A 24,567-nucleotide genomic window follows, 5' to 3' on the forward strand; every position below is an offset into this window, starting at 1 on the left:
TGATCTACAAGGCCACCGGGAATCTTCCTGCGATCCAGATTCTGCTCGGTCCCGCCAAGATCGAGAACATGGTCAGGTATCTGGGTGTAGATATTGATGCTCTGGTACTCGCCGACTACACAGAAGTCAAAAAATTCGCTGAGCCGTACCGGGCAATGCCGTTCGTGCATAATCGAGTGGTGTCGTCCCTGGGACGGCTATGCGCCCTCCCTTCAGTCATCGAAGAGCGTCGCGGCCTCGGCTGAAAGGGACTTTCCTGCCTCGGTTTGCAGCTCGCTTTGCGCCTTAGTTCGGTCATCAGCCGCCTACTCCAGGAAACCCAGAAGCTGCCAATCCGCGCAGCGCATGTTGATCGTGGGCTTGAGTTGGAAGCGGATTATTTTCATAAAGCGAAATTGGATAGGCCCGAGCCTTGAGCGAACAGCGGCAACGATCTAGATGGATATCTTCCTCTCTCAGTTCGAAAATTGCTGAACGGGCCGGAATCTTCGAGAATACTGAGATCAAGGCTCTCCACGGAAATACTCTGAACGCCGGGAGTTAATGGACTGGTGGGGCTCGCGATCGCATTAGTACAATCACTGCAGTGTATTGTTAGACACCAATCACTATATCTTGGTAGCTTGGTTGCGGACATCCGAGAAATAGGTAAATAGATCAGAGTTTGGCCGCGCGGGCGGCTGAGCGATGAACAATTCTGCTCGCGCTTCACTCGGTGTCACGCCGAAACGTGCGCGAAAACCTCGCAGGAACTGATTGCCGTTGGAAAAACCCAGGCTAGCTGCGATCTGTGTGATGGAGCGGGACGGGCGATTTCGCCGGGTGAGTTCGACAAAAGCAGCGTCGAGCCGCATGTCTCGTAATACCTTTGTTACGCCGCCGTCCGCCGCAAAAGCGCGGTAAAGGTGGGTGCGCGAAACGTTGAAGCGACGCTGAATGAGTTCCTGCGACATTTCAGGCAGGTGGATATTCTGCTTAATGAACGCCATAACCCTCTGTCGCAGCACCAGAGTTAATGGTGAAAATTCCTCTGCCTTCTCCAGAGTCTCGCCCTTCAAGGCGGCGGCGAGCAGAATAACCACAGCTTCCTCAACCGCTTCAGCTTGTGTGCAAGAGAACGATGTACTGAGGGCAAAAAGCCCGCCGAGATAGGTCGCGATCAACTTGGTCATCGGACATCCTGCCTTCAGGACGATCCCGTGAAGGTTTCGAAATCCAACCGCCTTTTCGAGGTGTTCCCGGGGAAACAGGGTGGAAGCCCGGCAGCCTGCTTTGGTCTCAGTCGTGAGCGTTTGTGCAAGGTCCGCAATAAGGATGTCTCCCACCTCGACATTGACGCTGACCCCATTGAATTCGCCTTTCATCGCGCCCGCTACCGCGATCTGAACGAAATAGTAATCGAGACCGCTTTGCACGATGTTCCTTCTGTCGCGGCTGAACCTTTGGGCGTTGAATGTGGTTGACCCCACTACCATCGAACCAAGGGGTCGCGCCCGCAAGATGCCCTCCAGAGGTGTCTTGCGCTCATCGGGGAGGGGCGATGGTTCAAAGATTGGCCCTGCCGCGGCTCGCCAGAAGTCGTTGCGATGCTCAGCTTCGACCATGGTCGTTGAAATAAAAATGTCGTTAATCATCATGCCCGTTCTGATTACTTAAAAGTAAACCGAATGCTACAGTAGCTGATAACAAACCTGGGCGATCTGTATGTAGATCGTTTTGAACGGTGAGCTGCACGTGTCCTCGACGAAACGACAGTGAATGACCGCATCTCGATGCCGGGAAAGCGCCGGGTCGAAAAACCGACCTCACGGCCTGCGCCAGAAATCATTGCACTGTCCTGCTTCCCCATGCTGCGGCCATGATCTCACAAAACAACCTTTTCTCTGTTTCTTCAGCGGAAAGAAATCAAGGGCAGAGAGCGCTAATCAACTGTAGCGAATTCGGTATTCCGCCCGCCACATCAGAACAATACACTAAGAAATATTGTATATCTCGTTAATATCTAAAACGACTCGAAACAGGAACCAGATCTTATTTAGTTTTTGAAATCGGGATAAGACTTCAGATCTTTGAGAACCCTCGCCACCGATGAGACGTACGGGCGACTGAAATGGAACGCAGCGCCGAAGGCCCCTTCTGTCGCTCCGTCCTGAAAAGTGCGTATCCTGACCTAAGCGCGATTCAATCTCAATCTAAAGGAGACATGAATGGATTCCTTCCTCAAAAAGAAGGTCCTTGGATTTGCGGTTACTGCTTTAACCGTCATAGGGGCAAGTACAACATCGTTTGCCGACGTGGACGTGCCGCCGTTCTATGCCGCGGTGATGGAGATGAAGGCGGAGGGTAAGCTTGGCCAGATCGTAAGCAAGGAAAAAATATCTACGCCAATCGAAGGCGCTGAGGCCTGGCGAATTGCCTATATTTCCTCGGATCTCAATGATCGTAAAACGATTTCCACCGGCCTATTAATTGCGCCTGTTGGAGAAGCTCCGAAGGACGGGCGACCGGTAATTTCCTGGGCGCATGGCACCACGGGCACTGCGCAGAATTGCGGCCCCTCGCAAGTGGTTAACCCGGCAGCGCCGTTGAATCTATATTTTCTTCCGAATGGCAACGCATCCACCGATTATGGCGTCCCTGCTATCGAAACATTCATAAAGGCCGGCTATGTCGTTGTGGCAACGGACTATCAAGGCCTTGGCGGTGGAGGCAAGCACCAGTATACGGTTGCGGCGACAAATGGACGGGATGCGATCAACGCTATTCGCGCCGCAGGAGACCTGAAGGAAGTCGGCGCTGGAAAGAACGCCCTTATTTATGGTTGGTCGCAAGGCGGCGGCACGACCATTGCTGCGGCCAGTTCGGACGACTACATCAATCAAACTGGGACGGCCTTCGATGGCATCGAACTCGTCGGATTTGTGGCCATGGCGCCACAGGATATCGCAGCTGCGGCTCCCAAGGGAGAGATAACAGAAGCGACAAGCGCAGCTATGCTGAGAGGTCTGGTGAGCAGCTTTTCCAGCAACGTGTTCGATTTCACCCACTTTGCGCAGAACATGTGGGCAACACAGTCAGCCTTTCCGGAAAAGCTGAAGCTGACGGATATCTTCACGGAAGATGGCGCCAAGCTGGTTGACGAAGTTATGATGAACAAATGCATCCATGTGGCTTCGGATACGTTGAACTATGCGGTGGGCGATAAATTCAGCGCGATGCTGAAGGCAACGCCGACGAACACCAAGGCGTGGGCAGATGCCATGCTGGCAGGTAGTGTTCCCAATGCCAAGCCCGTCGCCCCTGTCATTATTTATTGGGGCACAAAAGATACCGTTGTTCCCCCGGTTATGGGTGAACTCTACCGTGAACAAAAGTGCAAAATGGGCGGTAACATCGCGCGTGTACAATTGCCGGGCGAGCAGGACCATTTCAGCACGCCTGCGGCTTCAGAACCGCTGTATCTGCCTTGGATTGCTGATCGTTTCGCCGGTAAACCTGCGCCTGATGGCTGTGTCGATCAATAAGTCTGAAGCGGGGCCAATCTGGTTCATTCGGTCTTCCTGATCTGCAGTAATGCCTGAGAAGTTAGCCGTAAACCGTTCGCCGGGAGGAACATGGATTCCTCCCGGACTGCATTACCACAGTAACTTTGCAGGTCGTCGGTAAGAGATCGATGAGGCACACGCGGTCTCGCGTGCTTTTGGCCTACGATAGCTTGCCGGAAGGTTATTTCGGCCGTTCGATGCCCGATTCTGAAAAGCTGGATCAGGCCGCTTCGTAGCCAGGCACGTTAGATTTCGGAGCGGCAGTTTCGCGCGGCCCTTCTAATTCCGTACCGCTGCAGACGGCCCCTCACGCTGATGCGTTTTCCCAAAGCCAATATTGGTAAAAGGAGAACTCAAATGGGTATCGCACAATATGATCCTGCTGCACTGGGTAGGCCAGCTTGGAACGCTGGCCGAAAGGTCGGCGTGAAGAAGCCACTCAAACAGCGGCAAATCTGGGCAATTCGTTTCTTCCTCGATAGAGAGGGGCGCATGCGAGACCGAGCGTTGTTCGATTTGGCGATCGATAGCAAGCTACGAGGCTGCGATCTGGTCAGGATCAAGATCGGAACTCTCGTTACGGGCCAGGATATCCGAACACGAGCAACGGTCATCCAGCAGAAAACCGGACGTCCTGTACAGTTCGAGATTACGGCGGAAGTCAGAGCAAGCTTGCTCGCGTGGCTTCAGCGAAGAGGCGGCACCATAGATGATTTCGCATTTCCGAGCCGGGTCGATCATGCCGATCATCTCAGCACTCGCCAATATGCCAGGCTGGTCGAAGAGTGGGTCACCGCAATCGGATTGCGACGTGAAGATTATGGCACGCACTCACTTCGACGCACAAAAGCTGCGATAATTTACAAAGCCACCGGAAATCTCCGTGCGATCCAGATCCTGCTCGGTCACACCAAGATCGAGAACACAGTGAGATATCTGGGTGTAGATATCGAGGATGCTCTGGAACTCGCCGAGCATACGGAGATCTAAAAAATCGCTGCGCCGTACCGGGCGATGCCGTTCGTGCAAAATCGAGTGGTGTTGCCCACCCTTGGGAATCGCTATGCAGTTCATTTCAGTCATTAGCGTAGCATTCCCACAGGCTCCACAGCGGTCTTGCGCTTATCCTGAATTACGCCTGAGAACGGATGGTTTGCGGATCGACAGCGATCGGACCCCGGTTAACAGAAGCGGATCTTTATCGAATCCTCGGACCGCGCTAAAGATGGAGAATGACTGAATTGCGTTCTGGCCTTCCGATAGTTTCATTTGCTGATCAAATCGCACTGGAGAGCTGGTTGGCGGAGCAACCGAGCGATTCCAAGGGTGCATGGGTTAGATTTCGTAAGAAGGGTTCGAGCATCGCAAGCGTCACCAAAGCTCAGGCGATCGACAGTGCCCTTTGCTATGGCTGGATCGACGGTCAACTCGACAAGTACGATGTTGACAGCTGGTTAGTCCGCTTTACCCCTCGCCGACCGCGTAGCAAGTGGTCGGATGAAAATCGGAAACGCGCGCTGGAACTGATCTTGGCGGGGCGCATGCAATCGTCTGGGCAATTGGAAATTGATAAAGCGATGGCAGATGGCAGATGGGAGGCGGCGTATGCTCCAGCTAGCAAAGCTGAGGTCCCAACGGACTTGCAGACTGCGCTCGATGCGAACCCGAAGGCCGCAGCTTTCTTCGCTACGCTCACTGGCGCTAACCGATATGCGATCTTGTATCGGATTGGCGCGGTGAAGAAAGCTGAGACCAGAGCTCGAAAGATCAGGGATTTCGTTAGTATGCTTGAACGCGGAGAGACCATTCACGGCTGAAACGGCTGTTCTCGGTCGCCCTCTTCTGGTTCTGGTGATCGACATTGGACTGCTAGTGCTCGGACTGTTTTGCGCCTTATTTCGGCCGTTCAAGCCGGCTGCGTCGATAACTAAAGGCGGACATCATCGGGTGCTAGCGGATGCCCCGAGAACTTAGTTTGATGGTTTTCTGGGATATTGTAGACGTCGATGAAAGCGGATATTCGAACGCAATGACTTCACAGACGGCTCGGCTGTCCAACGTTTTCTGCTGGTTACGGAGGGGAGTAGCGAAACGGAAATCATCGGTCATTTGTTCGATATCCTCCTCTCCTGATATCACGGATTTCTTCCGGTACGTCGAAATGGAAAACCACCCGTTCGGCAGGCAGGGCAATTTTCAGAATTTATGAAGGGTTTGAGCAGCATTCAGAAGACTTTATAAGAGATAAGAGGCGCGAAACTTGCGGCCAAAGAATCCAGAGCTTAACATATGGCAAAAACGTGATTTTGCCATATGTCGATTGGGACATTTTTCAGGTACTCGTCGAGCGATAATTGTGGCAAACGTAGCAGATATTTTTGCGCTTAGGATTGGCAAAATTGCGTTTATCCGTTTACTCGGATACCCCAGCTTGGATAGCTTATTTTTTGATTTTGTCACAGGGTATTCGAGGGGGCAAGATAAGTGTTGCGAAAAGAAGCTGCAGCTAGGATCAAAATCAATCGGCTGCTGGAGGCGGCCGGCTGGCGCTTCTTCGATGATCTGAACGGGGCCGCAAACGTCGTACTAGAGCCCAACGTAAAGCTGAAGCCCGAGCACATTGAGAGTCTTGGCGAGGACTTCGAAAATAGCGCCAAGGGCTTCATAGACTTCCTATTGCTGGACAAGGACGGTAAGCCGCTGATCGTTCTCGAAGCGAAATCTGAGGACAAAGATCCTCGCATCGGCAAGGAGCAGGCGCGCAAATATGCCCGCGCTCAGAATGCTCGGTTCGTGATCCTCAGCAACGGAAACATCCATTATCTGTGGGACCTTGAGCAAGGCAATCCGACGGTCATCTCTGCTTTCCCTGGCCCTGACGAAATCAAGAACCACTACGCCTTTGAGCCAAACGCGGAGCGTCTCTTCGCCGAGAAGGTCGAGCGTGACTTTATCGTCCTCACGCAGATGCCCGGTTACGCGAACGAGGCGGCATGGAAGAACGAGGCAGAGCGAGAATCATTCGTCGAGAAGCAAAAGCTCCGCTTCCTTCGACCCTATCAGGAACGCGCAATCCAGGAGATTCAAAAGAGCGCCAAGAAGGGCGCGACGCGGTTTCTGTTTGAAATGGCAACAGGCACCGGTAAGACGCTGACGTCCGCTGCGGTCATCAAACTCTTCCTGAAGACGCGCAACGCCAAGCGCGTCCTTTTCCTCGTTGACAGGCTGGAGCTGGAAACCCAGGCGGACAAGGCTTTCAAAGCCTATTTGAAGAACGACTTCACCTCGATCATCTACAAAGAGCAGCGTGACGATTGGCGGAAAGCCGATATCGTTGTCACCACGGTGCAAAGCCTGCTGTTCAATGACAAATACCGCCGGCTGTTTTCGCCTACGGATTTCGATCTCGTCATCTCGGACGAAGCGCATCGCTCGATCGGTGGAAACGCCCGCGCCGTGTTCGAATACTTCATCGGCTACAAGCTCGGCCTGACGGCGACGCCAAAGGACTATCTGAAGCAGTCGAAGAAGGACAAACCGAAGGAACGCGATCCGCGAGAAGCCGAGCGACGCATGATGCTCGACACCTATCGCACGTTTGGCTGCGAGTCGGGCGATCCGACTTTCCGCTACTCTCTCCTAGACGGCGTGCGGGAAGGGTTTCTGATCAATCCCTACGTCATCGACGCCCGAACGGGTGTCACAACCAAGCTGTTGTCAGACGAAGGCTTCACAATCGAAACGACGGCAGAAGACGGCACCGAGAACAAGGAAGCCTTCGGTGGCCGCGATTTTGAGAAGCGCTTCTTTTCCGAAGCGACCAACCGGGCCTTCTGCCGAGCTCTTCTCGAAAACGGCTTACGGGATCCGATTTCCGGCGAATTCGGCAAGGCTATCGCCTTCGCCGTCAGCCAGAACCATGCCCTCAAAATCACGGAGATCCTCAACGAGCTGGCTGAACAGTTGTGGCCAGGGTGCTACCAGTCTGATTTCGCGATGCAGGTGACCAGCGACATACCGGCCTCGCAGCAGATGACAATCAATTTTGCGAACAACAATCTCGGTGGACACACCGGTTTCGTCGAAAACTACCGCACCAGCAAGGCCCGAGTTTGTGTCACAGTTGGTATGATGACGACTGGCTATGACTGCCCCGACATTCTGAACCTTGCCCTCATGCGGCCAATCTTCTCCCCATCGGATTTTGTGCAGATGAAGGGGCGCGGAACACGAAAGCACAATTTCGCGGAAGAGCTCTTCGATCCCGCCAGGAAGGCAGCGCTTGGGGATGTCCAAAAAGCTTCCTACCGCTTGTTCGACTTCTTCGCCAACTGCGAATTCTTCGAAGAGAAGTTCGACTATGACCAGGCATTGGCTTTGCCAAAGCCTGCCGCCATGCCGTTGTCAAATGGCGGTGACGATGGTTCGGCGATCGCCTCGAAACCTACCATCTACGAGTTTTTGGAACCCGATCAGGTCGTCTACCAGGTCGAAGAGCAGATCGGCCTGGAGGGCATGCGGATCGACCGTGAGCTATTCCAGAAATTCGAGGAAACAGCGCGCTCTGATCCCAAACTTGCTGAACTGGTTGAGCAGCGGGACTGGGATGCGGCCACGCGCCACGTCGTCGAAGAGCTATTCGACAAGCCGAGCGAGTTTTTCAGCCTGGAGAAGCTGCGCCGCGCCGCAGGGGTCGATCGCCGTATCTCGGTTCGAGAGCTGGTGGAAAAAGCCTTCGGCTTTATTCCGAAGTTCAAGAACAAGGGAGAATTGATAGATGACGAATTCCAGAAATTCCTGGTCGACCAAAAACCTGAGGAAGCCGACCGTATACGCGAAATGCGCTACTTCTTCGAGGCCTATATCCGCGACGCCAAAGTTCGGGCGCTGATCGACGCTGGTCATTTCGCAGACCTCAACGTAAACCCTTCCTTCACCACCCGCGACCTTAAGGAAGTGCCCGCCCCGTGGCGCAAGCGCATTCCCGAATACATCAAGGACTACGTGTCCCTGAACCCCTTTATGTGATGAAAGCCCGAAATGCTCGATCCAGATACCAAACGCCGAATTGACACTTGCCGTGACATTCTCGTGGGCAAGGTGCCCGATCCGAAAAGCCAGGTGGAGCAGATCACCATCGCGCTGATCTACAAGTTCATGGATGACATGGACCTTGAGGCCGAGGAATTGGGCGGAGAGCGGCGGTTCTTCACCAAGGACTACGAGCGGTATCGCTGGGCGAAACTGGTGGCCCCCGGCGTGTCGGGGCAAGACATGCTCAACACCTATTCCGAAGCGCTGACGAACATGGTGCAAAACGAAGGGCTACCAAAGCTCTTCCGTGACATTTTCCGCAACGCCTATCTGCCCTATCGCGATCCTGAAACGCTGCGTGCCTTCCTGCGCGAGATCAACAGCTTCACCTACGACCATAGCGAAAAGCTGGGTGATGCCTTCGAGTACCTGTTGTCCGTTCTGGGCAGCCAGGGGGACGCGGGCCAGTTTCGCACACCCCGCCATATCATTGATTTTATGGTCGAGATTATCAACCCGCAGAAGAACGAGGTCATCATGGACCCGGCCTGCGGCACGGCGGGTTTTCTGATTTCGGCCTACAAGCATATCCTAAAGCAGAACTCGACCGGCGTGGTGAATAGCAATGGCGCCAGCACTGAGGGCGACGCCGCCGAGCAGGCACTGGAGAGCCCGATGCGCTATCCCGGCGACCTGTTGCAACCCGATGACCGCGCCCGCCTTGCCCGCAACATCCGGGGCTATGACATCTCGCCCGACATGGTGCGCCTGTCGCTTGTGAACCTTTATCTGCACGGGTTTGCTGACCCGAAGGTCGAGGAATACGACACGCTTACCAGCGAAGACAAGTGGACAGAGACGGCCGACGTCATTCTCGCTAACCCGCCCTTTATGTCGCCGAAAGGCGGGATTAAGCCGCACACCCGCTTCCAGGTGCAATCCAAGCGCAGCGAAGTATTGTTTGTCGATTATATCGCCGAACACCTGACCCCGAACGGCCGCGCCGCCATCGTCGTGCCCGAGGGTATCATCTTCCAAAGCCAAAGCGCCTATGTGGCCCTGCGTAAGATGCTGGTCGAGAACCACCTTGCCGCTGTCATTTCGCTGCCCGCAGGCGTATTCAACCCCTATTCCGGCGTGAAGACCTCGATCCTGATACTTGACCGCGCGGTGGCAAAGGCCAGTCAGCACGTCGCGTTCTTCAAGATCGAAAATGATGGTTTTGCGCTGGGCGCGCAGCGTAAGGCGGTGAAGGGGTCGCAACTTGCGCAGGTGAAGACCGAGCTTGCGGCTTGGCTGAAGGCTGCGCGAGCAGGTGGTGGTAAGGAGCTAGAAAGCAACGTTGGCTTTGCGGTGGAGCGCAAAGAGTTGCTGGCCGAAGGATCAATCACATTAAGCGCCGAGCGGTATTTGACACGAGAAATCGGAAAATCCGGTTTTCCGATGGTTTCGCTTGGCGATGAAGCCCTATTCAAGGTCGAAAGCGGAGGCACACCTAAATCCGACGTTCCGGAGTATTGGGACGGGGGCATTCCATGGGCGACGCTGGTCGACCTACCCGCCTCAAATTTCATTACTGAAATTACGGGGACCGTCCGAACCATTAGTGAGGCAGGCCTGAAAGGCTCATCGGCCAAGATCCTACCAGCAAATTCTGTGCTGGTCTCGTCTCGCGCGACCATCGGACGAATTGCAATTAACCGCGTTCCGCTGGCTACAAATCAAGGCTTCAAAAACATCGTCATTGCAGACGAAGCACGGGTACTGCCGGAGTATCTCGCTTTTGCCGTCACGAAGCTTGTGCCGACGATGCAAAGTTGGGCAACGGGTGGTACATTTGCGGAAATCTCGAAAAGCAAGTTTTGCGAATTGGAAATTCCTCTCCCGCCACTTGAGATGCAGCGCGAGATTGTGGCCGAGGTGGAAGGCTATCAGCGCGTCATCGACGGTGCGCGCGCTGTCCTTGACAACTATCGTTCCTATATACCTGTTGATCCTGAGTGGCCAATGCGCCCGCTATCAGAGGTAGCGCAGGTGAATCCGAAGAAAAGCGAACTCAAGGATACTGATCCTTCGACGCCCGTCTCATTCGTCCCTATGGCAGTCTTGAATGAAAACAACGTCCGCTTCGATCCGGTCGAGGTAAAGACGATCAGCGAAGTCGTAGGCAGCTACACCTACTTTCGTGAGAGTGATGTGCTGGTAGCCAAGGTTACGCCATGCTTCGAGAATGGCAAAGCAGGCATCGCGCGAGGGCTTAAGAACGGCATCGGCTTTGGATCGAGCGAGTTCTATGTTGTCCGAGCAAATGAAGAAACCCTGCCTGGATGGCTATTTCATTGGCTCACCACCCCCGACTTCCGCGCGAGAGCGACAGCTAAGATGACCGGAACTGGCGGCCTCCAGCGTGTCCCGCGCGCCGTGGTGGAAGAGGAATTGATACCTCTGCCCGAATTGGTCGTTCAAAAATCCATCGTTGCCGAAATCGAAGCCGAGCGAGCCCTTATCGAAGGCAACCGCGACCTGATCACCCGCTTTGAGAAAAAGATCGAGGCCGCCATTGCCCGCGTCTGGGGTGAGGCCAAGACGGAGGAGCTTGTCTGATGGATGAAGCGCTCGACCTGGGTAGCTATTTGCCCCGTTCATTCTCCAACGCCAGCGAACAGGCCTATCTCGACTTTCTTTGGTCCGCCTTCCAGACGAACTACGAGGCTGAACGTTTCGAATTTGCCAGTCTCGCCTTTCACTTGCTCTATATGAGCTTTGTGAGCTTCTCCATCTGGCAGATCAGGCTGGCCCGGCCCGAGCAGTTCGCAATGGCTATGGTTGGTTTTCGTTCGGACGAAGAGGGCAGTCTGATGGATTGTGAAAGCCCGTTTAAGTTCTACGACCGTCTGAAGGAAAGCCAGATTTTCCGGTTTCTCAAGCTGATTGGTTGCTCCAATCAGCAGGTTGGAGAATTCGCCAAGTTTGTAAAGCGGCGCAACAAGATCGCGCATCCGACAGGAACAGTGTTCTTTAACGATCGTGCGGCGATTGACGCTGAAATCGCTGACATGATGAGGGAAGTCCGCAATATTGAGATGCATATGGAGCCGGTTATCCTTGAGCTCTATCGGCGATTTTTGATATCAAGCTCGGACGTAGAAGAGCGCCAGTATACCGATCCAGCAGACGAGATTGCTGCAAACCTGGTTCATGCGAATTATATGTCATCCGCCGATATCGGCATCTGCTCCGACTTTGACGTCTCCGCGTTGGCCGGAGAGGCGCACTACGACGAGATTCAGGCTTTGCACGCCAAATTGCTAGAACTCTACCCACCTGAAGACATGGAGGACGCGGCATGAGCTCGCTCTACTCCATTGTTGACGGAAAATTGAAACCTGCCACGCGCCGTGCCTTGATGAAGGAAAGCCTGATCGAGGATTGGGTTGCGGCCGATCCGTCCCTGCTCGGCCTCGACGCCATGGTGATCGGCCGGCAGGTGCCGACGGACCACGGCAAATTCAATGACCTGCTGGCGCTGGATGCCTCAGGTGCTATCATTATCATCGAACTGAAGAAGGACCGCACCCCGCGCGAAATTGTGGCGCAGGTGCTTGATTACGCCTCCTGGGTTCGAACGCTGACGACACCCCAGATTTACGAGCGGGCTGAACGGTATCTTCAGACGCGCCTGGTGACCGCCTTCCGGGAGAAGTTCGGAGAAGCCATTCCGGAACAGCTCAACGGCAGCCACTCCATGCTGATCGTGGCTAGCGAACTCGACCCGGCGTCCCGGCGGATCGTCGAATACTTGTCTGAAGAGCATGGCGTTGCTATCAACACCGTCTTTTTCAACGTCTTCGAGGCCAACGGCCAAGAATGGCTGACGACGGATTTTCTGCTCGATCAGGAAGAAGTGGAGGAGCGCTCCGAACGCAAGGTCCGCTCGCCGTGGTCCGGCTATTACTTTGTCAATGCCGGCCTCGGCGAACACCGCTCCTGGACCGACATGAAGCGCTACGGCTTCGTGAGCGCCGGCGGCGGCGAGTTCTACACCAAGCGCCTGGAGCAGCTTGCCGTTGGCGACGAGATATTCGTGTACGACAAGGGCAAGGGCTATATCGGCTATGGGACGGTTACCAGCAAAGCCCAGCTTGCCTCTGACTTTATGACTCCAGACGGGCTACTCTTCGAGCAACCGCTTGCCGAAGCCCGAATGAAGCGTCTTGGCGAACCGCCTGACCGAGCGGAATATGTCGTCGGCGTTGAATGGATCAAGACTGTGGAGCCGTCACAAGCCAAGTGGTTCAAAGGCGCTTTTGCCAATCAGAACATCGTATGCAAACTTCGTGACCAAGCTACCGTGGATTTTCTGATCGCAGAATTCAAAGACGCAGTAGATGGTCAACTATAGGAATTGACATGGATATTCTTGAGAAAGCCGAATCTGTCGAGCTAATCAATAACAACGATGAGCATTCAGCCTTCGGCGATTGGCTTCGCAGAGAGATGGCAAAGCAAGGATTAACTATCGCTTCTTTGGTAGAAAGGACAGGTATAACATATACTGGCATTTGGAACATCATTAAAGGCAATACAGCTTCGCCGCGTAAAGAAACACGAGAGAAACTGGCATCCGCCTTAAATGAAATCATTCCACCTGCGATTGAAGCAGAAATCGTCAGTCAGTCAGCGTTGTTACCAGGTCTCGAATGGGTAGATTTCACACCCACTGATCTGGAGACAGTACCGCAGGCCAGTGGAGTTTACGTATTCTATGATATTACTGACCGTCCTGTATATGTGGGGAAATCCAGTAAAAATGTCCGAAACAGAGTGAAAGATCATCAGACACGGTTTTGGTTCAAGTCACCATTGGTCGTGCGTGGCTCATTTTTATCTATCTCTGACCCCGAGCTATGCCTAAGTATTGAAACAATTTTGATAAAATTTCTTGGAAAGCATGCATTGTTGAACTCAAAAGGAGTTGTTCGAGATTTAGATTGAAACTAATAATATTAATTAAGAATTATTATTACGGCGTATTTCTGTCGACTCGGCTATCTGAATCCCATCTGCAGCCTCGTCAGCAGTGACCGGAACATCCGGGAATCTTACAATGCCTGACATTTCGATCATGGCCAAACGGCAGCGACGAGCAAATTCGTCGTCTGAAGTGCCGGAAAGATACTGTGCGGCGGCGTACAGTCGGTCGGTCGACACTAATCCGTATGACATTGATGTGGCCGAGGTGATGCACTTATCGGTGAACTGATCCGCGCGCTCACCCGGATTCGTCAGGCGATAGCCGTTTCCGAATAGAATGCCTTTGGCCGGTCGACTAACTTCCTCGCGCTGCAGGTCTTCGTGCAGGTTGGTTGACAGCTGACGCAGCTTCTCGATGTTTACTGCCTTGTTGTCCTTGCCTTCAGCTTCACCGAGAAGGCGGCCTTCCGCGCTCTCGAAGACTGCATCGAATTCCGATTTCCCGTCCTCATATCGTTCTGCTTTAAAGCCGAGCACCGTCAACGCGATGATGACCGCCGCCTCCAGCGGCTTGCCCTTCTCGAATAGCAGCGCGCGCAGCTGTCCTGCGTCCTCCATCTGGTTGGATAGATCGTCCTTCACGCGCTGGGCTTTCTCCAGTTCTGTCTCTGCCTGGAGCAATTGCTGGCGAAGCTCGACCTCCGGGGCGAGTGCGAATTCGTCAGCCGACGCCCATTCGGGTTGCGGCGTTTTCTCACCGTCGCTGGCAATTGCCTTCGATAGAGCGACAATCTCCCCAATAAGTGAAGCGCTGAATTGTTGGCCTGCTTGAGACCAGACCCAATCGCCATCTTTATTTTCTTCGCTAAACTCGTCCCGGTCGAAATCCATGTCGGGGAGGAGTAGAAGCGCACCGGTGGAGACCTTGCTTCTCAGAAATAGCCCCACGGGGATGTGCCCGGTCTGTGTTTGAACACACACACCTTTGCTGGTTACTGGCCAGACGACATTATAACGTGAGTCTTTTCCAAACTTTTGCCAGTACGCCGCGAACAGTTCTTGCGTGCCTTGGCTGAGCGCCATTGAAGATCCCTGCGTCGCAGTCCATTTGGACGCAACCGGAAGGGCATTGTAGCTTGTGCATAATTCGACGTGTCGCGTCACCTTTTGATTGCGACCAGTCCCAGAAGTGGATTTCGACCCGGTCGCGACATACACCTCGGCTGGCGGGGAAAGAAAGGCAACAACTAGTTTGCCCGCGTCTACAGCCCTGCGTGATTTCCCTCCGCCAGTGCGCGCACGCTTCCCGGAGCGCAAATGATTTACTGTCATTCAAGCAGAGTTTGCCGAGATACTCGTCATTGCCATATGCGTAGGTAGTGATCTGGGAAATATTAGGTCTGAAGAGGACGATGTCCCAGTCGAGGAGCGAGTTTTTATCACTGAAAGTTGCGCTCTCGATGTTGTCCCCTACCAAGTCGAAGCCGACGGTCAAAATTTTCTTAGGCATGCAACCCCGCCGTCCCGTTGATTTCTCCGAATGTACTGTCGGCGAAACACCCATTCAATATTGGCGGTTGCGTTCATCCCCAAAAATGTGACCTTTGAGGGTAAAACTTGCTACAGCTGTGTGGTGGTCAGTGTGTTGACCTGAAAAGAAATCTCACCCTGACCGTGTTCAGCCCAGTCATGCCTAAAAAGTCGCGAGTTGATCACATGTTAAACTGCCCAGACATCGTTCCGCGCCGAAAAGGGGAAGCAAAATTCAACTTTTAATCACGTCCCGCTTCTGGCCCGGGAATGCACCCTAGCACACGTGACTACGACGAATGTCTGCTTACTTACGTCCGCCGCCAAGGAGCCGCCATTCCGCTACCGGCCCCAATCCGGTCATTCAAAAATAAGCGCGGATTGAATGCACGTCCGGCGATGTTTCGGCAGTGTCGTCGGAACACGAGATTCAGGCGTATAGCTTACGACGGCAAAATCCTGTTCGGCAACTATACGCGCCGGATACCGGTAAGCAGTAGCTCCGAAGTCTAGGTTAAGTGTAGTCCACGCTCTTTTAGCTGACTCCGGATGGCTTGGCGGCGTCAACAAAACGATATCTGGAACAGTGGGTTAGCAGAAATTCGATCCAAGCTGCTTGACAGTATGTTCGACGTGGATAGATTAGTGGTAATACCACGGTTTGGACACGGGATGACAGAAAAAAAATCAATCCGACGCGAAACGCAGGAAGCTGGTGCACATAACCGTGTCACTGCGTTCCTTCGCGACCAGTTGCTGTCTGGGGAATTGAAGGCTGGCGATTGCCTTTTGCCAGAGCGAGAACTCGCAGCCATGCTTAATGTCAGCCGGCCTGTCCTCAGGGAAGCCCTTCGCGCGCTTTCCATGATCGGCGCCGTTGAGATCAGGCATGGCGTCGGCACGATTGTTAAAAGGCCGGACGCATCGGCACTGGGCGATGTATTCAGCTTCATGCTCGCACATGGCTCGGATATCACGAGTGACATCATGGAGGCCAGAAAGGCCATCGAGCACCACGCCATTCGTCTGGCGTGTCAGCGAGCGACAGAACAGGATTTTGCGAATATTGCAATTGCGTTGCGGCACATCATCGAGACGATAGAAAATCCGGATGCGGGCGGCACTGCAGACTTCAAATTCCACGAGGCAATCGTCACTGCGTCACACTCGCCGACGCTGGTCACGATCTATGCCTCGATATCGCAGCTCATGATGCGCTCGCACCTGGAACGCCGCGAGAAGATAATTCGAGTCGAAGGAATCGAGGAGTTCCTGATCGATCATCATCGATTGATCCTCGAAGCCCTTGCCGCCCGCGATCGCGTTCGGGCCGATGATCTGCTGCATCAGCACTTCGAAATCGGAGCCGATTTTCGGCGCCGGGCGAGTCTGCACGAACTGGCAAAGGGAACCAGTGTTTCAGACTAGTTCACTCATTCATCAGGGAGGATATTCATGAATATTGTCGTTGGAAGCGACCATGCGGGCTTTCCGTTGAAAGCTGACGTGATCGAGGTCCTCAAAGAGCTCGGTCATCAGGTGGAAGACATTGGTAGCTTCACGCCGGATCCTGTCGATTTCCCTGACATAGCAGGCCTGCTCTGCAAGAAGGTGCGGGATGGTTCAGCCGAACGTGGCATTCTTGTTTGCGGGACTGGCGTTGGCGCCGCCATCGCAGCAAACAAGATCAACGGCATCCGCGCAGCCGTCTGCCACGACGTCCATTCGGCGCACCAGAGTGTGGAGCATGACGACGTGAATGTCATGTGCATCGGCGCAAAAATCGTCGGGTCATGGCTCGCTCGCGACTTGGTCTTGTCCTATCTGAACGCTCGGTTTGACCGCAACGAAGATTTCGTCCGCCGTGTCGAAAAACTTTCCGCATTGGAAAATGCGCAGTCAGTCGCGTGACCGAAAGACTGGAGAGCAGACATGGGGACTAGCAACTTTCCAAAGATCGCTTTCATCGGGCTCGGCGTGATGGGTCGGGAGATGGTCCGTCATCTCATCACGGCTGGATATCCGGTGAAGATCTATGACATTTCGTCAGATGCTATCTCAGCATTGGCAGAGCAGGGGGGCACTGCTTCGGATAGTGTCGCCACCGCGGTATGCGATGCACAGATCGTAATCTCGATGCTTCCCAACACACCTCAGGTTGAGGAAGTCGTATATCGGGACGGCATAATCGATCACATGCCTGGTGGGGGAATTTACATCGACATGAGTACGATTTCACCGGAGGCTACACGGGCCATGGCTTCGGCTTTGGCTGCCAAATCCATCTTCATGCTCGACGGCCCGGTTTCGGGGGGGCCGATTGGTGCAAAGAACGCTGCATTATCGATCATGGTCGGAGGCGAGCGGGCTGCTTTCGAACGCGCCGAAAAGGTGTTCAAAGTCATGGGTGCGACCGTGACGCACGTCGGGGCCCCGGGCGCTGGTCAGACCGTGAAGCTTTGTAACCAGCTCGTCTGCGCGGTCAACATCCAGGCAGTCTGTGAGGCTCTTGCGCTCGGTCGTGCCAGCGGCGTCGATCTTGATCAGATGCGAGATGTCCTGCTTGGCGGGTCAGCTTCCTCCTGGATGCTCGACAAGCTCGGTCCGGCGATGATCGCTGGAGATACTAGCGCTGGGTTCCGCATCGACCTGATGCTCAAAGACCTCCGACTTGTCCTGGAAATGGCGGGACAGAAGGATGTTCCACTTCCTGCTACGTCGCTTGTCACCTCGCAATATGTCGAGGCGAGGGCGCATGGCGAAGGATCGAACGGCAACCAGGCCCTTTTCAGGGTCTATGACCGGATGACGGGACAGAACCTGCCGCGACACATGGCAGTCAGACCATGACCTTCGATTTCTCAGTCGTCCTCCTCCGCTGGCACATGCTGGTCGATGGCATGGCGCTGACGGCGCAGTTGGCCCTGATCACGACAGTGACCGGCTTCATTATTGGAACAGCATGTGCGATAGCGCGCCGATCCGGCGGACCGGTGCTGCGCAGGTTGGCCACCGCATATGTCGAAAGCATTCGTAACACGCCGTTCCTCGTCCAGATATTTGTGATCTATTTCGGCCTATCCAGCCTTGGATATTCGTTTGGCGCAATTTTCGTGGCTGTCGTAGCTCTGACAGTCAATGTCGGAGCCTATACCGCCGAGATCATGCGCGCAGGGTTCGATTCCATCCAGGAGGGGCAATGGGAAGCGGGGGAGTGTCTGGGCCTGTCTTCAACGCAGCTTTACTGGCATGTGGGGCTTCGCCCCGCGATGGAGCGGGTTTATCCAGCCCTCACAAGTCAGTTCATCCTGCTGATGCTTGCTTCCTCGGTGACCTCCCAGATTTCTGCCGAAGAACTCACCGCTGCCGGCAACTTCATCCAGTCGGAAACCTACCGACCGTTTGAAACCTATCTCGTCATCGCAGTCATCTACCTCTTCCTTTCCCTCGGGATGCGAGCGCTTTTCTGGGGGCTGGGTATGGCATTGTTCCCGCGCCGCCGCAGGCTCGGGACGCCGTTGTAAGGGAGGCGAGCAGTGACTACCGCATTCAACCACAACCATCTGATTTTCCTTCTCGAAGGCGCTCTTTGGACCGTCATCCTTACCGGAATGGCATTTATCGGAGGAGGGATTGTTGGCTTCATCGTTGCGCTCGGTCGTATCACGCCATCGCGTGCACTCCGCCTCATTGCGGCGACCTATGTCCAGCTCATCCAGGGCACCCCGCTCTTGGTGATCATGTTCATCATCTACTTCGGACTGCCGACACTTGGGTTCTCGATCACGCCATTGTTTGCAGCCGGCATCTCGCTGACAATCTATGTCAGCGCCTACCTTGGAGAGATTTGGCGGGGTTGTTTGGAATCAGTACCAAAGGCGCAGTGGGAGGGGGCTGAGTGCCTTGCGCTTTCTCGAACGCAGCGCATGTTCAAAGTGATCCTTCCACAGGCGGTTCGGATCGCAACCCCACCAACCGTTGGCTTTAGTGTTCAGATCGTCAAGAACACGTCGCTCGCATCGGTCGTCGGTTTCGTTGAACTGACGAGAGCGGGGCAGCTTATCAACAACTCGATTTTCGAGCCCTTTCTCATCTATCTTATCGTTGCCGCCCTCTATTTCTGCCTTTGCTTCCCTCTGTCAGCATTCAGCCAACGGCTTGAGAACATGGGGCCGAGACGGCGCAATCGAAAAGAGCCGGAAGCACAGGGTACAGCAATTCAGGGAGGGTGATCATGGTCATGATCGCATTAAATCAAGTCAAGAAGAGCTTCGGCGCGGTTCCCGTCCTTCAAGGAGTAAGTTTTTCAGTAGAGAAGGGCCAGGTCGCGGCACTGATCGGTGCAAGTGGCTCCGGAAAGAGTACTGCGCTGCGATGCGTCGATCGTCTCGAAGTGATCGATAGCGGTGAGATCATCGTGGCCGACCACAAGGTTCATGACCCAAAGCTTGATCTCCATAAACTCCGCCTTGACGTCGGCATCGTGTTTCAAAGCTACAACCTTTTCCCACATCTCACGATCGAAGAGAACGTCATGCTTGCGCCTCGTTCGGTGAAGAAAATCCCAAAGGATGAGGCGCGCGAAATGGCGCGGGCTGCGCTCGAACGCGTCGGGCTCGATGAGAAGGCTAACCACTATCCCGAGCAATTATCGGGCGGACAGCAGCAGCGAGGCGCTATCGCGCGATCGCTCGCGATGGAACCGAAAGTGATGCTATTCGATGAGGTCACTTCCGCCCTCGACCCAAAACTGACCGGAGAGGTTCTACGAGTGATCGAAAAACTCGCAGAAAGCGGGATGACGATGATCATGGTTACCCACGAAATGAACTTCGCACGCAAGGTCGCCGATCGTGTGATCTTCATGCACCGCGGGCTCGTTCACGAGGAGGGGGACGCATCGATCTTGAATGCACCCATGACATTGGAGCTCCAGGACTTCTTGAGCCACGATCTATGAGATAAAATAAAATGGAGGAGAATGTAATGTTGAAGAGGTTTCTCGTATTAAGCATCGTAGGGGCGATGCTGACTGCTCAAGGCGTTCCGGCCATGGCCGATACATACGCCGACATCATCGCAGCAAAGAAAATTCGGGTGTCGACGGACCTGGCAATTCCGCCGTCCGGCATGCTTGATGCCAACCTCAAACCCGTGGGTTCCGATGTCGAAACCGCGCAGCTTCTCGCAAAGGACTGGGGTGTTGAGCTGGAGTTCATTCAGACAACGGGCGCCACGCGTATTCCGAACCTCCAAACGAACAAGGCTGACATCGTCATCTCAACGCTGTCGGTAACCCCGGAGCGGGCACAAGTCATAGATTTTTCGAAGCCATATGCGGGACTGGTCTCGGTGATTGCAGCCCCGGCAAAATCTCCGATCAACGATTGGGCAGATCTGAAGGGACAATCAGTAACCGTGACACGTGGTACGACCCAGGACAGTGAACTGACGAAGCTCGCAGGCGAGCATGGTTTTACTGTCACTCGTTACGACGATGACGCGACGATGGTTACAGCAGCTGTGTCAGGTCAGGCCAAGGCGATTGCGACATCAGCCACGCTCGTGAAACAGATTCATGACAAGAATCCAACATTGGCTTTCGAACCGAAGATAACGATCCGCGTTTTGAACCTTGCAATTGGTGTGAATAAGAATGAACCGGAATTGCTCTCCAAACTTGACGAATGGGTTGTGGCAAACCTCCAAAATGGCAAGTTAAACGAGATCTACCAAAAGTATCATGGTACACCGCTTCCAAAAGAAATCGTGGACGCGAAATAAGGCCTGCTTTGATAGCCGGCGCCGGATGCACTTATCCGGCGCTTTGCATACTTATAGTGTTTAATAATGCCTTCGCATCTGTTGGCTGGGCAGTTACATTATCAGCGGTCGGCCATTGAGCGATTTCTGACTGGCAATCAAAGCCGCGATTGCCTGCTTAGCACCTTCATGCCGGTCGCTCGGGTGCTGTGGGTGAAAATCCGAAAAGGGGCGTCCAGTAGCGTCGTGTCACTATACAAGTTGGAAGAGATATCGGATTTAGACCGTTCGTTTACTGGACTGAATTAACGGTTAGAGCGGAATTTATATCCGATGGAGTCCAGGTTACTACCGAAGTGGGATGTGCCGCACGACAATCCCCTGTTGTTATTCAGGGGGTTGTCGGATTTTGCAGATGTTTGGTATTGATTACTTGTAAGCGGAAACCACAATCTCTATCAGCGTATCACCACCCAGATCGGCAACGCCAACAGTTGCACGGGTTGGCAGCAGCGAAGGATCAATCCATTCCTTCCAGACCTTATCCATTTCAGGCTTCTTGTTGAGATCCGTTACGAAGATGGTTGCTGCCAGAAGCTTGGTCTTGTCCGTGCCTGCCTGCGCCAGATAGCTGTCGAGCTTGGCGAGGATTTCGCTGGTCTGACCGGCCATATCCAGGCTTTCGTCATCACAGGTGGTTCCACCGACATAGACAATGCCATTGTGTTCGACGACGCGATGCATAATCGGCGTCTGAATGAAACGCTCAGCCATAATTTAGTCCTTTCAGATGGTTGGGGAGTTATCCGGTTGTTCGCCGGTGACGGCGAAAACAGCATCGGGGGTTTGAGTCAGTGCTGCGATTTCGCAGAGCGGTACCGGTTTCACCGGAGTGCGCAGACGATAGAAACCGACCGTTTGAGGTGCACGGTTTTGCACCTCGGCCAGAATTTCCGTGACGGTGGAACTGCACATGCGACCCTGACAGGGACCCATGCCGCAGCGGAACATGGTTTTAAGCTGGTTGGGGCCGACAATATTGCAGGCCGCCGCGTCGCGGATTGCGCCTGCGGTCACTTCCTCGCAACGGCAGACAATCGTTTCCCGATCCATTGGCGCGCGAAATGCCTGTGCAGGCAGATAAAGCGCATCGATAAAGGCGCGACCGCGTTCGACGCGACGCGCTTGAGCATGCAGCTTAGCGATTTTCGAATTCAACGTTGGGGCCAATGCCGGAAAGATATCCTGACAGGCTGCGAGTGCTGCGATGCGCCCGCTCTGCTCGGCAACCAATGCACCGCCGATGCCGCTGCCGTCACCAGCAATGTAGATGGCTGGAATAGACGAACGCCCGCTGCCGTTGAGTTGCGGTTGAAAGCATTTCTGGCCGTCGTTCCAGACCAGAGCGCAGCCGGAAGCATTGGCGAGATTGTTGTTGGGGATCACACCGTGATGCAGGAATACGCTATCGACCGCAAGCCTGTTTGTTTTGCCCTTTGCCGAAAAGCAGATCGCTTCCGCTTCGTCTTTTCCTTCAATTGCGATATCGGTGACACCGGAATAAACCGGTACCGACTTGCGCACTTTTAAGAGAAGCGAAAGCCCCTTCAAGGCATAGGGCGAGAAAAGGAACGAAAGCAGCCTTGAGGTGGCCTTCGCATAATTTGCGCCGGGCGTCGTATCGAGCAATGCTGCAACCTTGCCACCAGCCTGCAGCAGCTGCGCGGCGAACATGTAGAGCAGCGGGCCTGTCCCCGCCAGAACCACATTTCCGTTGGGCAGGAGGCCGGAAGCCTTCAACGCAATCTGTGCTGCGCCGACGGTCATAACACCCGGCAACGTCCAGCCCCTGACAGGCATCGGGCGCTCCATGGCGCCGGTCGCGAAGATCACGCGGTGCGCTGAAACAATCCCGCTTTTGCCGCTTACCGATACGCGCAGATCAACGCCGTTGTTGTCGCCATCCTGTGGTTCCACACTCCAGACGAGGGCCTGCGGAACATAGGTGGCATTGCTGGCGATGAATGCTTTCAGCACGTCTTTGCCCCGCCAGTAGTCGGTGCCGAGAAACGGCCTTTGGGCATTCGTATTGTGTTCTATGCCACGGTATATCTGTCCGCCTGCGGTTGTGTTTTCGTCGAACAGAACCACGTTAGCGCCAGCGGCGCTTGCCTCTGCGGCTGCCGACATGCCTGCCGGTCCCGCGCCGATAATGGCGAGGTCGTAAAACGCGTCGAGTGCATGAATACTGGAAATTCTTTTGAGCATTGTCGTCATGGTTCCACCCGACGCGCACCAGTCTGGGAAGAAATGATCATTCCATTGGCCACAAGCGTCATGCAAGCCTGGCGGTTCTGAACACCATCAATGGTGACCAGACATTCAAAGCAGATGCCCATCAGGCAATAGGGCGCTCGCGGTTGATCACCAACGACGCTGTTTCTGAGCCGGTTGATACCCTCTCCAAGCAACGCTGCGGCGACAGTTACATTGGCAGGTACCGTCAAGGTACGTGCATCGAATGTGATCGTTACAGTTTCCTCTGGTGTCTCAGTATTGAGGAACATTTTAGGAGACATGAAACCTCCGGCCGGAGAATGCATCACCAGCAAGTTGTTTGGCATCGGCTGCTATTTCCTGCGCCACGATCAGGGCATGGTTGGCTGCAAGCGTGACGCCGGAATGGCACATGACGGCGTAAGCCCCCGGGTGGCTTTCGGATTGTTCGTAAATCGGCAGGCCGTCCGGTGTCTTGATCCGAAACCCGGTCCAACTGCGAATGACATTGACCTCGGCCAGATGTGGGAATGTCCGCACTGCTCTGTTGGCCAGAACCGCGCTGATATCCTGATTGGTGGCGATCCGATCCGTGTGAGTTTCCTGACTGTCGCCGATCATAACGCCGCCTTCATCCGCTTGCCGCAGCGTGGCCGCTGTATAGGGGAAGAAGGGCGCGCATTTCTCCGTTACAAGAATTTGGCCTTTGCTGCGCACAACCGGCGTAGCAAGACCGACACTCTTGGCAAGCTCTGTATTGCCGTTGCCCGCTGCCAGAATGACGCGCTCGGTGAAGACTTCACCCCATGCGCCACTCAGGAGAAAGCCGCCGTTTTGCGGAGTGATGGACGAGACTTCACAATGCGGTTCATAGGAAGCGCCGAGTTTGATTATGCCTGTATGCAAGGCGCGAAACAGGCGCAGTGAATTCACGTCGCCGTCCATCGGCGAATAGATCGAGCCGATCACATCCCGACCGATGGAGGGGACCATTTTGGCCGTTTCCTGATGGTTGAGCACGACATGTTCGGGGGCGTCATTGCCAAGCTCCCGCGCTACTGTCGCGACGTCTTCGGCAAACATTTGAAGCTCGCGCTTGTCGAGGCAAAAGGTGAAAGCGCCTGTCTGTTTCAACGCGACATCAAGGCCGGTCACATCCCGCAATTCATCTGCGAAAGCGGGCCACAGGCGCGCCGATTGCATTGTCCAACGGGCATAGTGTGGTGCGCCTACGCCTTTGCCCTGTACCCAAATGAGCGCGAAATTGGCACGGGATGCGCGCAGGGACAGGTCTTCCCCATCGAGAAGCATTGGACGCAGACCGGATCGGGCGAGACCCCAGGCGATGGCAGAGCCAACCAGTCCCGCTCCGATAATGACTATGTTTTGGTCCGGCAATCTGCGCATTCGTAAATTCAATCTGTTGTCACAGCGTCGTCAGTGG

22 protein-coding genes are annotated in these 24,567 nt (G+C 54.4%); 16 read left to right on the top strand and 6 right to left on the bottom strand.

What is annotated here, in order from left to right:
• The coding region (locus tag OINT_RS12520; protein ID WP_138920924.1) for an integrase at window positions 1-245 on the top strand (245 nt) is incomplete at its 5' end.
• Window positions 246-608: 363 nt separating this feature from the next.
• Here OINT_RS12520 and OINT_RS12525 read toward each other — a convergent pair.
• Window positions 609-1,637, bottom strand: coding sequence for a helix-turn-helix domain-containing protein (locus tag OINT_RS12525; RefSeq protein ID WP_006468199.1), 1,029 nt, complete (start codon window positions 1,635-1,637; stop codon window positions 609-611).
• A gap of 570 nt (window positions 1,638-2,207) precedes the next feature.
• Here OINT_RS12525 and OINT_RS12530 point away from each other — a divergent pair.
• The 8 genes from OINT_RS12530 (at window position 2,208) to OINT_RS12565 (ending at window position 13,574) form a co-directional block, all read left to right on the top strand.
• Window positions 2,208-3,524 carry an alpha/beta fold hydrolase gene (locus OINT_RS12530; protein WP_006468200.1) on the top strand — a complete coding sequence of 439 codons (1,317 nt, stop codon included), beginning with the start codon at window positions 2,208-2,210 and terminating at the stop codon, window positions 3,522-3,524.
• A gap of 378 nt (window positions 3,525-3,902) precedes the next feature.
• Window positions 3,903-4,535: a tyrosine-type recombinase/integrase gene (locus OINT_RS12535; protein ID WP_022568022.1), complete on the top strand. Its 633-nt coding sequence runs from the start codon at window positions 3,903-3,905 to the stop codon at window positions 4,533-4,535.
• 242 nt (window positions 4,536-4,777) lie between these two features.
• Window positions 4,778-5,362, top strand: a complete 585-nt coding sequence (locus OINT_RS12540) for a YdeI/OmpD-associated family protein (RefSeq protein WP_006468203.1) — start codon at window positions 4,778-4,780, stop codon at window positions 5,360-5,362.
• Window positions 5,363-6,029: 667 nt separating this feature from the next.
• On the top strand, window positions 6,030-8,573 hold the full coding sequence (locus OINT_RS12545; protein ID WP_006468204.1) for a DEAD/DEAH box helicase family protein: 2,544 nt from the start codon (window positions 6,030-6,032) through the stop codon (window positions 8,571-8,573).
• A gap of 12 nt (window positions 8,574-8,585) precedes the next feature.
• Window positions 8,586-11,183: an N-6 DNA methylase gene (locus OINT_RS12550; protein WP_006468205.1), complete on the top strand. Its 2,598-nt coding sequence runs from the start codon at window positions 8,586-8,588 to the stop codon at window positions 11,181-11,183.
• The gene (locus tag OINT_RS12555) at window positions 11,183-11,929 is read left to right on the top strand and encodes a hypothetical protein (protein ID WP_006468206.1); all 747 of its coding nucleotides are present in this window, start codon (window positions 11,183-11,185) and stop codon (window positions 11,927-11,929) included. Before OINT_RS12550 ends, OINT_RS12555 begins: the two co-directional genes overlap by 1 nt.
• Entirely contained in the window at window positions 11,926-12,981 is a 1,056-nt protein-coding gene (locus OINT_RS12560; protein WP_006468207.1) for a PDDEXK family nuclease, read from the top strand. The genes OINT_RS12555 and OINT_RS12560 overlap by 4 nt, the downstream gene beginning before the upstream one ends.
• Window positions 12,982-12,989: 8 nt before the next feature.
• Window positions 12,990-13,574 carry a hypothetical protein gene (locus OINT_RS12565; protein WP_006468208.1) on the top strand — a complete coding sequence of 195 codons (585 nt, stop codon included), beginning with the start codon at window positions 12,990-12,992 and terminating at the stop codon, window positions 13,572-13,574.
• A 15-nt stretch (window positions 13,575-13,589) separates the two neighbouring features.
• Here OINT_RS12565 and OINT_RS12570 read toward each other — a convergent pair whose 3' ends face one another.
• Window positions 13,590-14,636 carry a hypothetical protein gene (locus OINT_RS12570; RefSeq protein ID WP_006472008.1) on the bottom strand — a complete coding sequence of 349 codons (1,047 nt, stop codon included), beginning with the start codon at window positions 14,634-14,636 and terminating at the stop codon, window positions 13,590-13,592.
• Window positions 14,637-15,755: 1,119 nt separating this feature from the next.
• Between OINT_RS12570 and OINT_RS12575 the strand changes: the two genes are divergently transcribed.
• From OINT_RS12575 to OINT_RS12605, 7 genes are read left to right on the top strand one after another with little or no spacing between them, the layout of a single operon-like run.
• Window positions 15,756-16,511 carry a FadR/GntR family transcriptional regulator gene (locus tag OINT_RS12575; RefSeq protein ID WP_006472009.1) on the top strand — a complete coding sequence of 252 codons (756 nt, stop codon included), beginning with the start codon at window positions 15,756-15,758 and terminating at the stop codon, window positions 16,509-16,511.
• A gap of 27 nt (window positions 16,512-16,538) precedes the next feature.
• Window positions 16,539-16,994 (top strand): ribose 5-phosphate isomerase B, encoded by a 456-nt coding sequence (gene rpiB / locus OINT_RS12580; protein WP_006468214.1) that lies wholly within the window; start codon window positions 16,539-16,541, stop codon window positions 16,992-16,994.
• Window positions 16,995-17,015: 21 nt separating this feature from the next.
• The gene (locus tag OINT_RS12585; RefSeq protein ID WP_006468215.1) at window positions 17,016-17,933 is read left to right on the top strand and encodes an NAD(P)-dependent oxidoreductase; all 918 of its coding nucleotides are present in this window, start codon (window positions 17,016-17,018) and stop codon (window positions 17,931-17,933) included.
• Window positions 17,930-18,607, top strand: coding sequence for an amino acid ABC transporter permease (locus OINT_RS12590; protein WP_006468216.1), 678 nt, complete (start codon window positions 17,930-17,932; stop codon window positions 18,605-18,607). The genes OINT_RS12585 and OINT_RS12590 overlap by 4 nt, the downstream gene beginning before the upstream one ends.
• A 12-nt stretch (window positions 18,608-18,619) precedes the next feature.
• Window positions 18,620-19,315, top strand: coding sequence for an amino acid ABC transporter permease (locus OINT_RS12595; protein ID WP_006468217.1), 696 nt, complete (start codon window positions 18,620-18,622; stop codon window positions 19,313-19,315).
• A 2-nt stretch (window positions 19,316-19,317) separates the two neighbouring features.
• Window positions 19,318-20,043 (top strand): amino acid ABC transporter ATP-binding protein, encoded by a 726-nt coding sequence (locus OINT_RS12600; RefSeq protein WP_006472010.1) that lies wholly within the window; start codon window positions 19,318-19,320, stop codon window positions 20,041-20,043.
• A 26-nt stretch (window positions 20,044-20,069) separates the two neighbouring features.
• Window positions 20,070-20,867, top strand: coding sequence for a transporter substrate-binding domain-containing protein (locus OINT_RS12605; protein ID WP_006472011.1), 798 nt, complete (start codon window positions 20,070-20,072; stop codon window positions 20,865-20,867).
• Window positions 20,868-21,275: 408 nt separating this feature from the next.
• Here OINT_RS12605 and OINT_RS12610 read toward each other — a convergent pair whose 3' ends face one another.
• Genes OINT_RS12610 through OINT_RS12625 form a run of 4 tightly spaced genes read right to left on the bottom strand, consistent with a single transcriptional unit; the run spans window position 21,276 to window position 24,530 of the window.
• Window positions 21,276-21,620, bottom strand: coding sequence for a RidA family protein (locus tag OINT_RS12610; RefSeq protein WP_006468219.1), 345 nt, complete (start codon window positions 21,618-21,620; stop codon window positions 21,276-21,278).
• Between the two features lie 12 nt (window positions 21,621-21,632).
• Window positions 21,633-23,123, bottom strand: coding sequence for an FAD/NAD(P)-dependent oxidoreductase (locus OINT_RS12615; protein ID WP_006468220.1), 1,491 nt, complete (start codon window positions 23,121-23,123; stop codon window positions 21,633-21,635).
• The gene (locus OINT_RS12620; protein ID WP_006472013.1) at window positions 23,120-23,413 is read right to left on the bottom strand and encodes a (2Fe-2S)-binding protein; all 294 of its coding nucleotides are present in this window, start codon (window positions 23,411-23,413) and stop codon (window positions 23,120-23,122) included. The genes OINT_RS12615 and OINT_RS12620 overlap by 4 nt, the downstream gene beginning before the upstream one ends.
• A gap of 1 nt (window position 23,414) precedes the next feature.
• Entirely contained in the window at window positions 23,415-24,530 is a 1,116-nt protein-coding gene (locus OINT_RS12625) for an NAD(P)/FAD-dependent oxidoreductase (RefSeq protein WP_006472014.1), read from the bottom strand.
• Window positions 24,531-24,567 lie beyond the last annotated feature (37 nt).

Origin of the sequence: Brucella intermedia LMG 3301, from assembly GCF_000182645.1 — a bacterium.
Classification (GTDB): Bacteria; Pseudomonadota; Alphaproteobacteria; order Rhizobiales; family Rhizobiaceae; genus Brucella; species Brucella intermedia.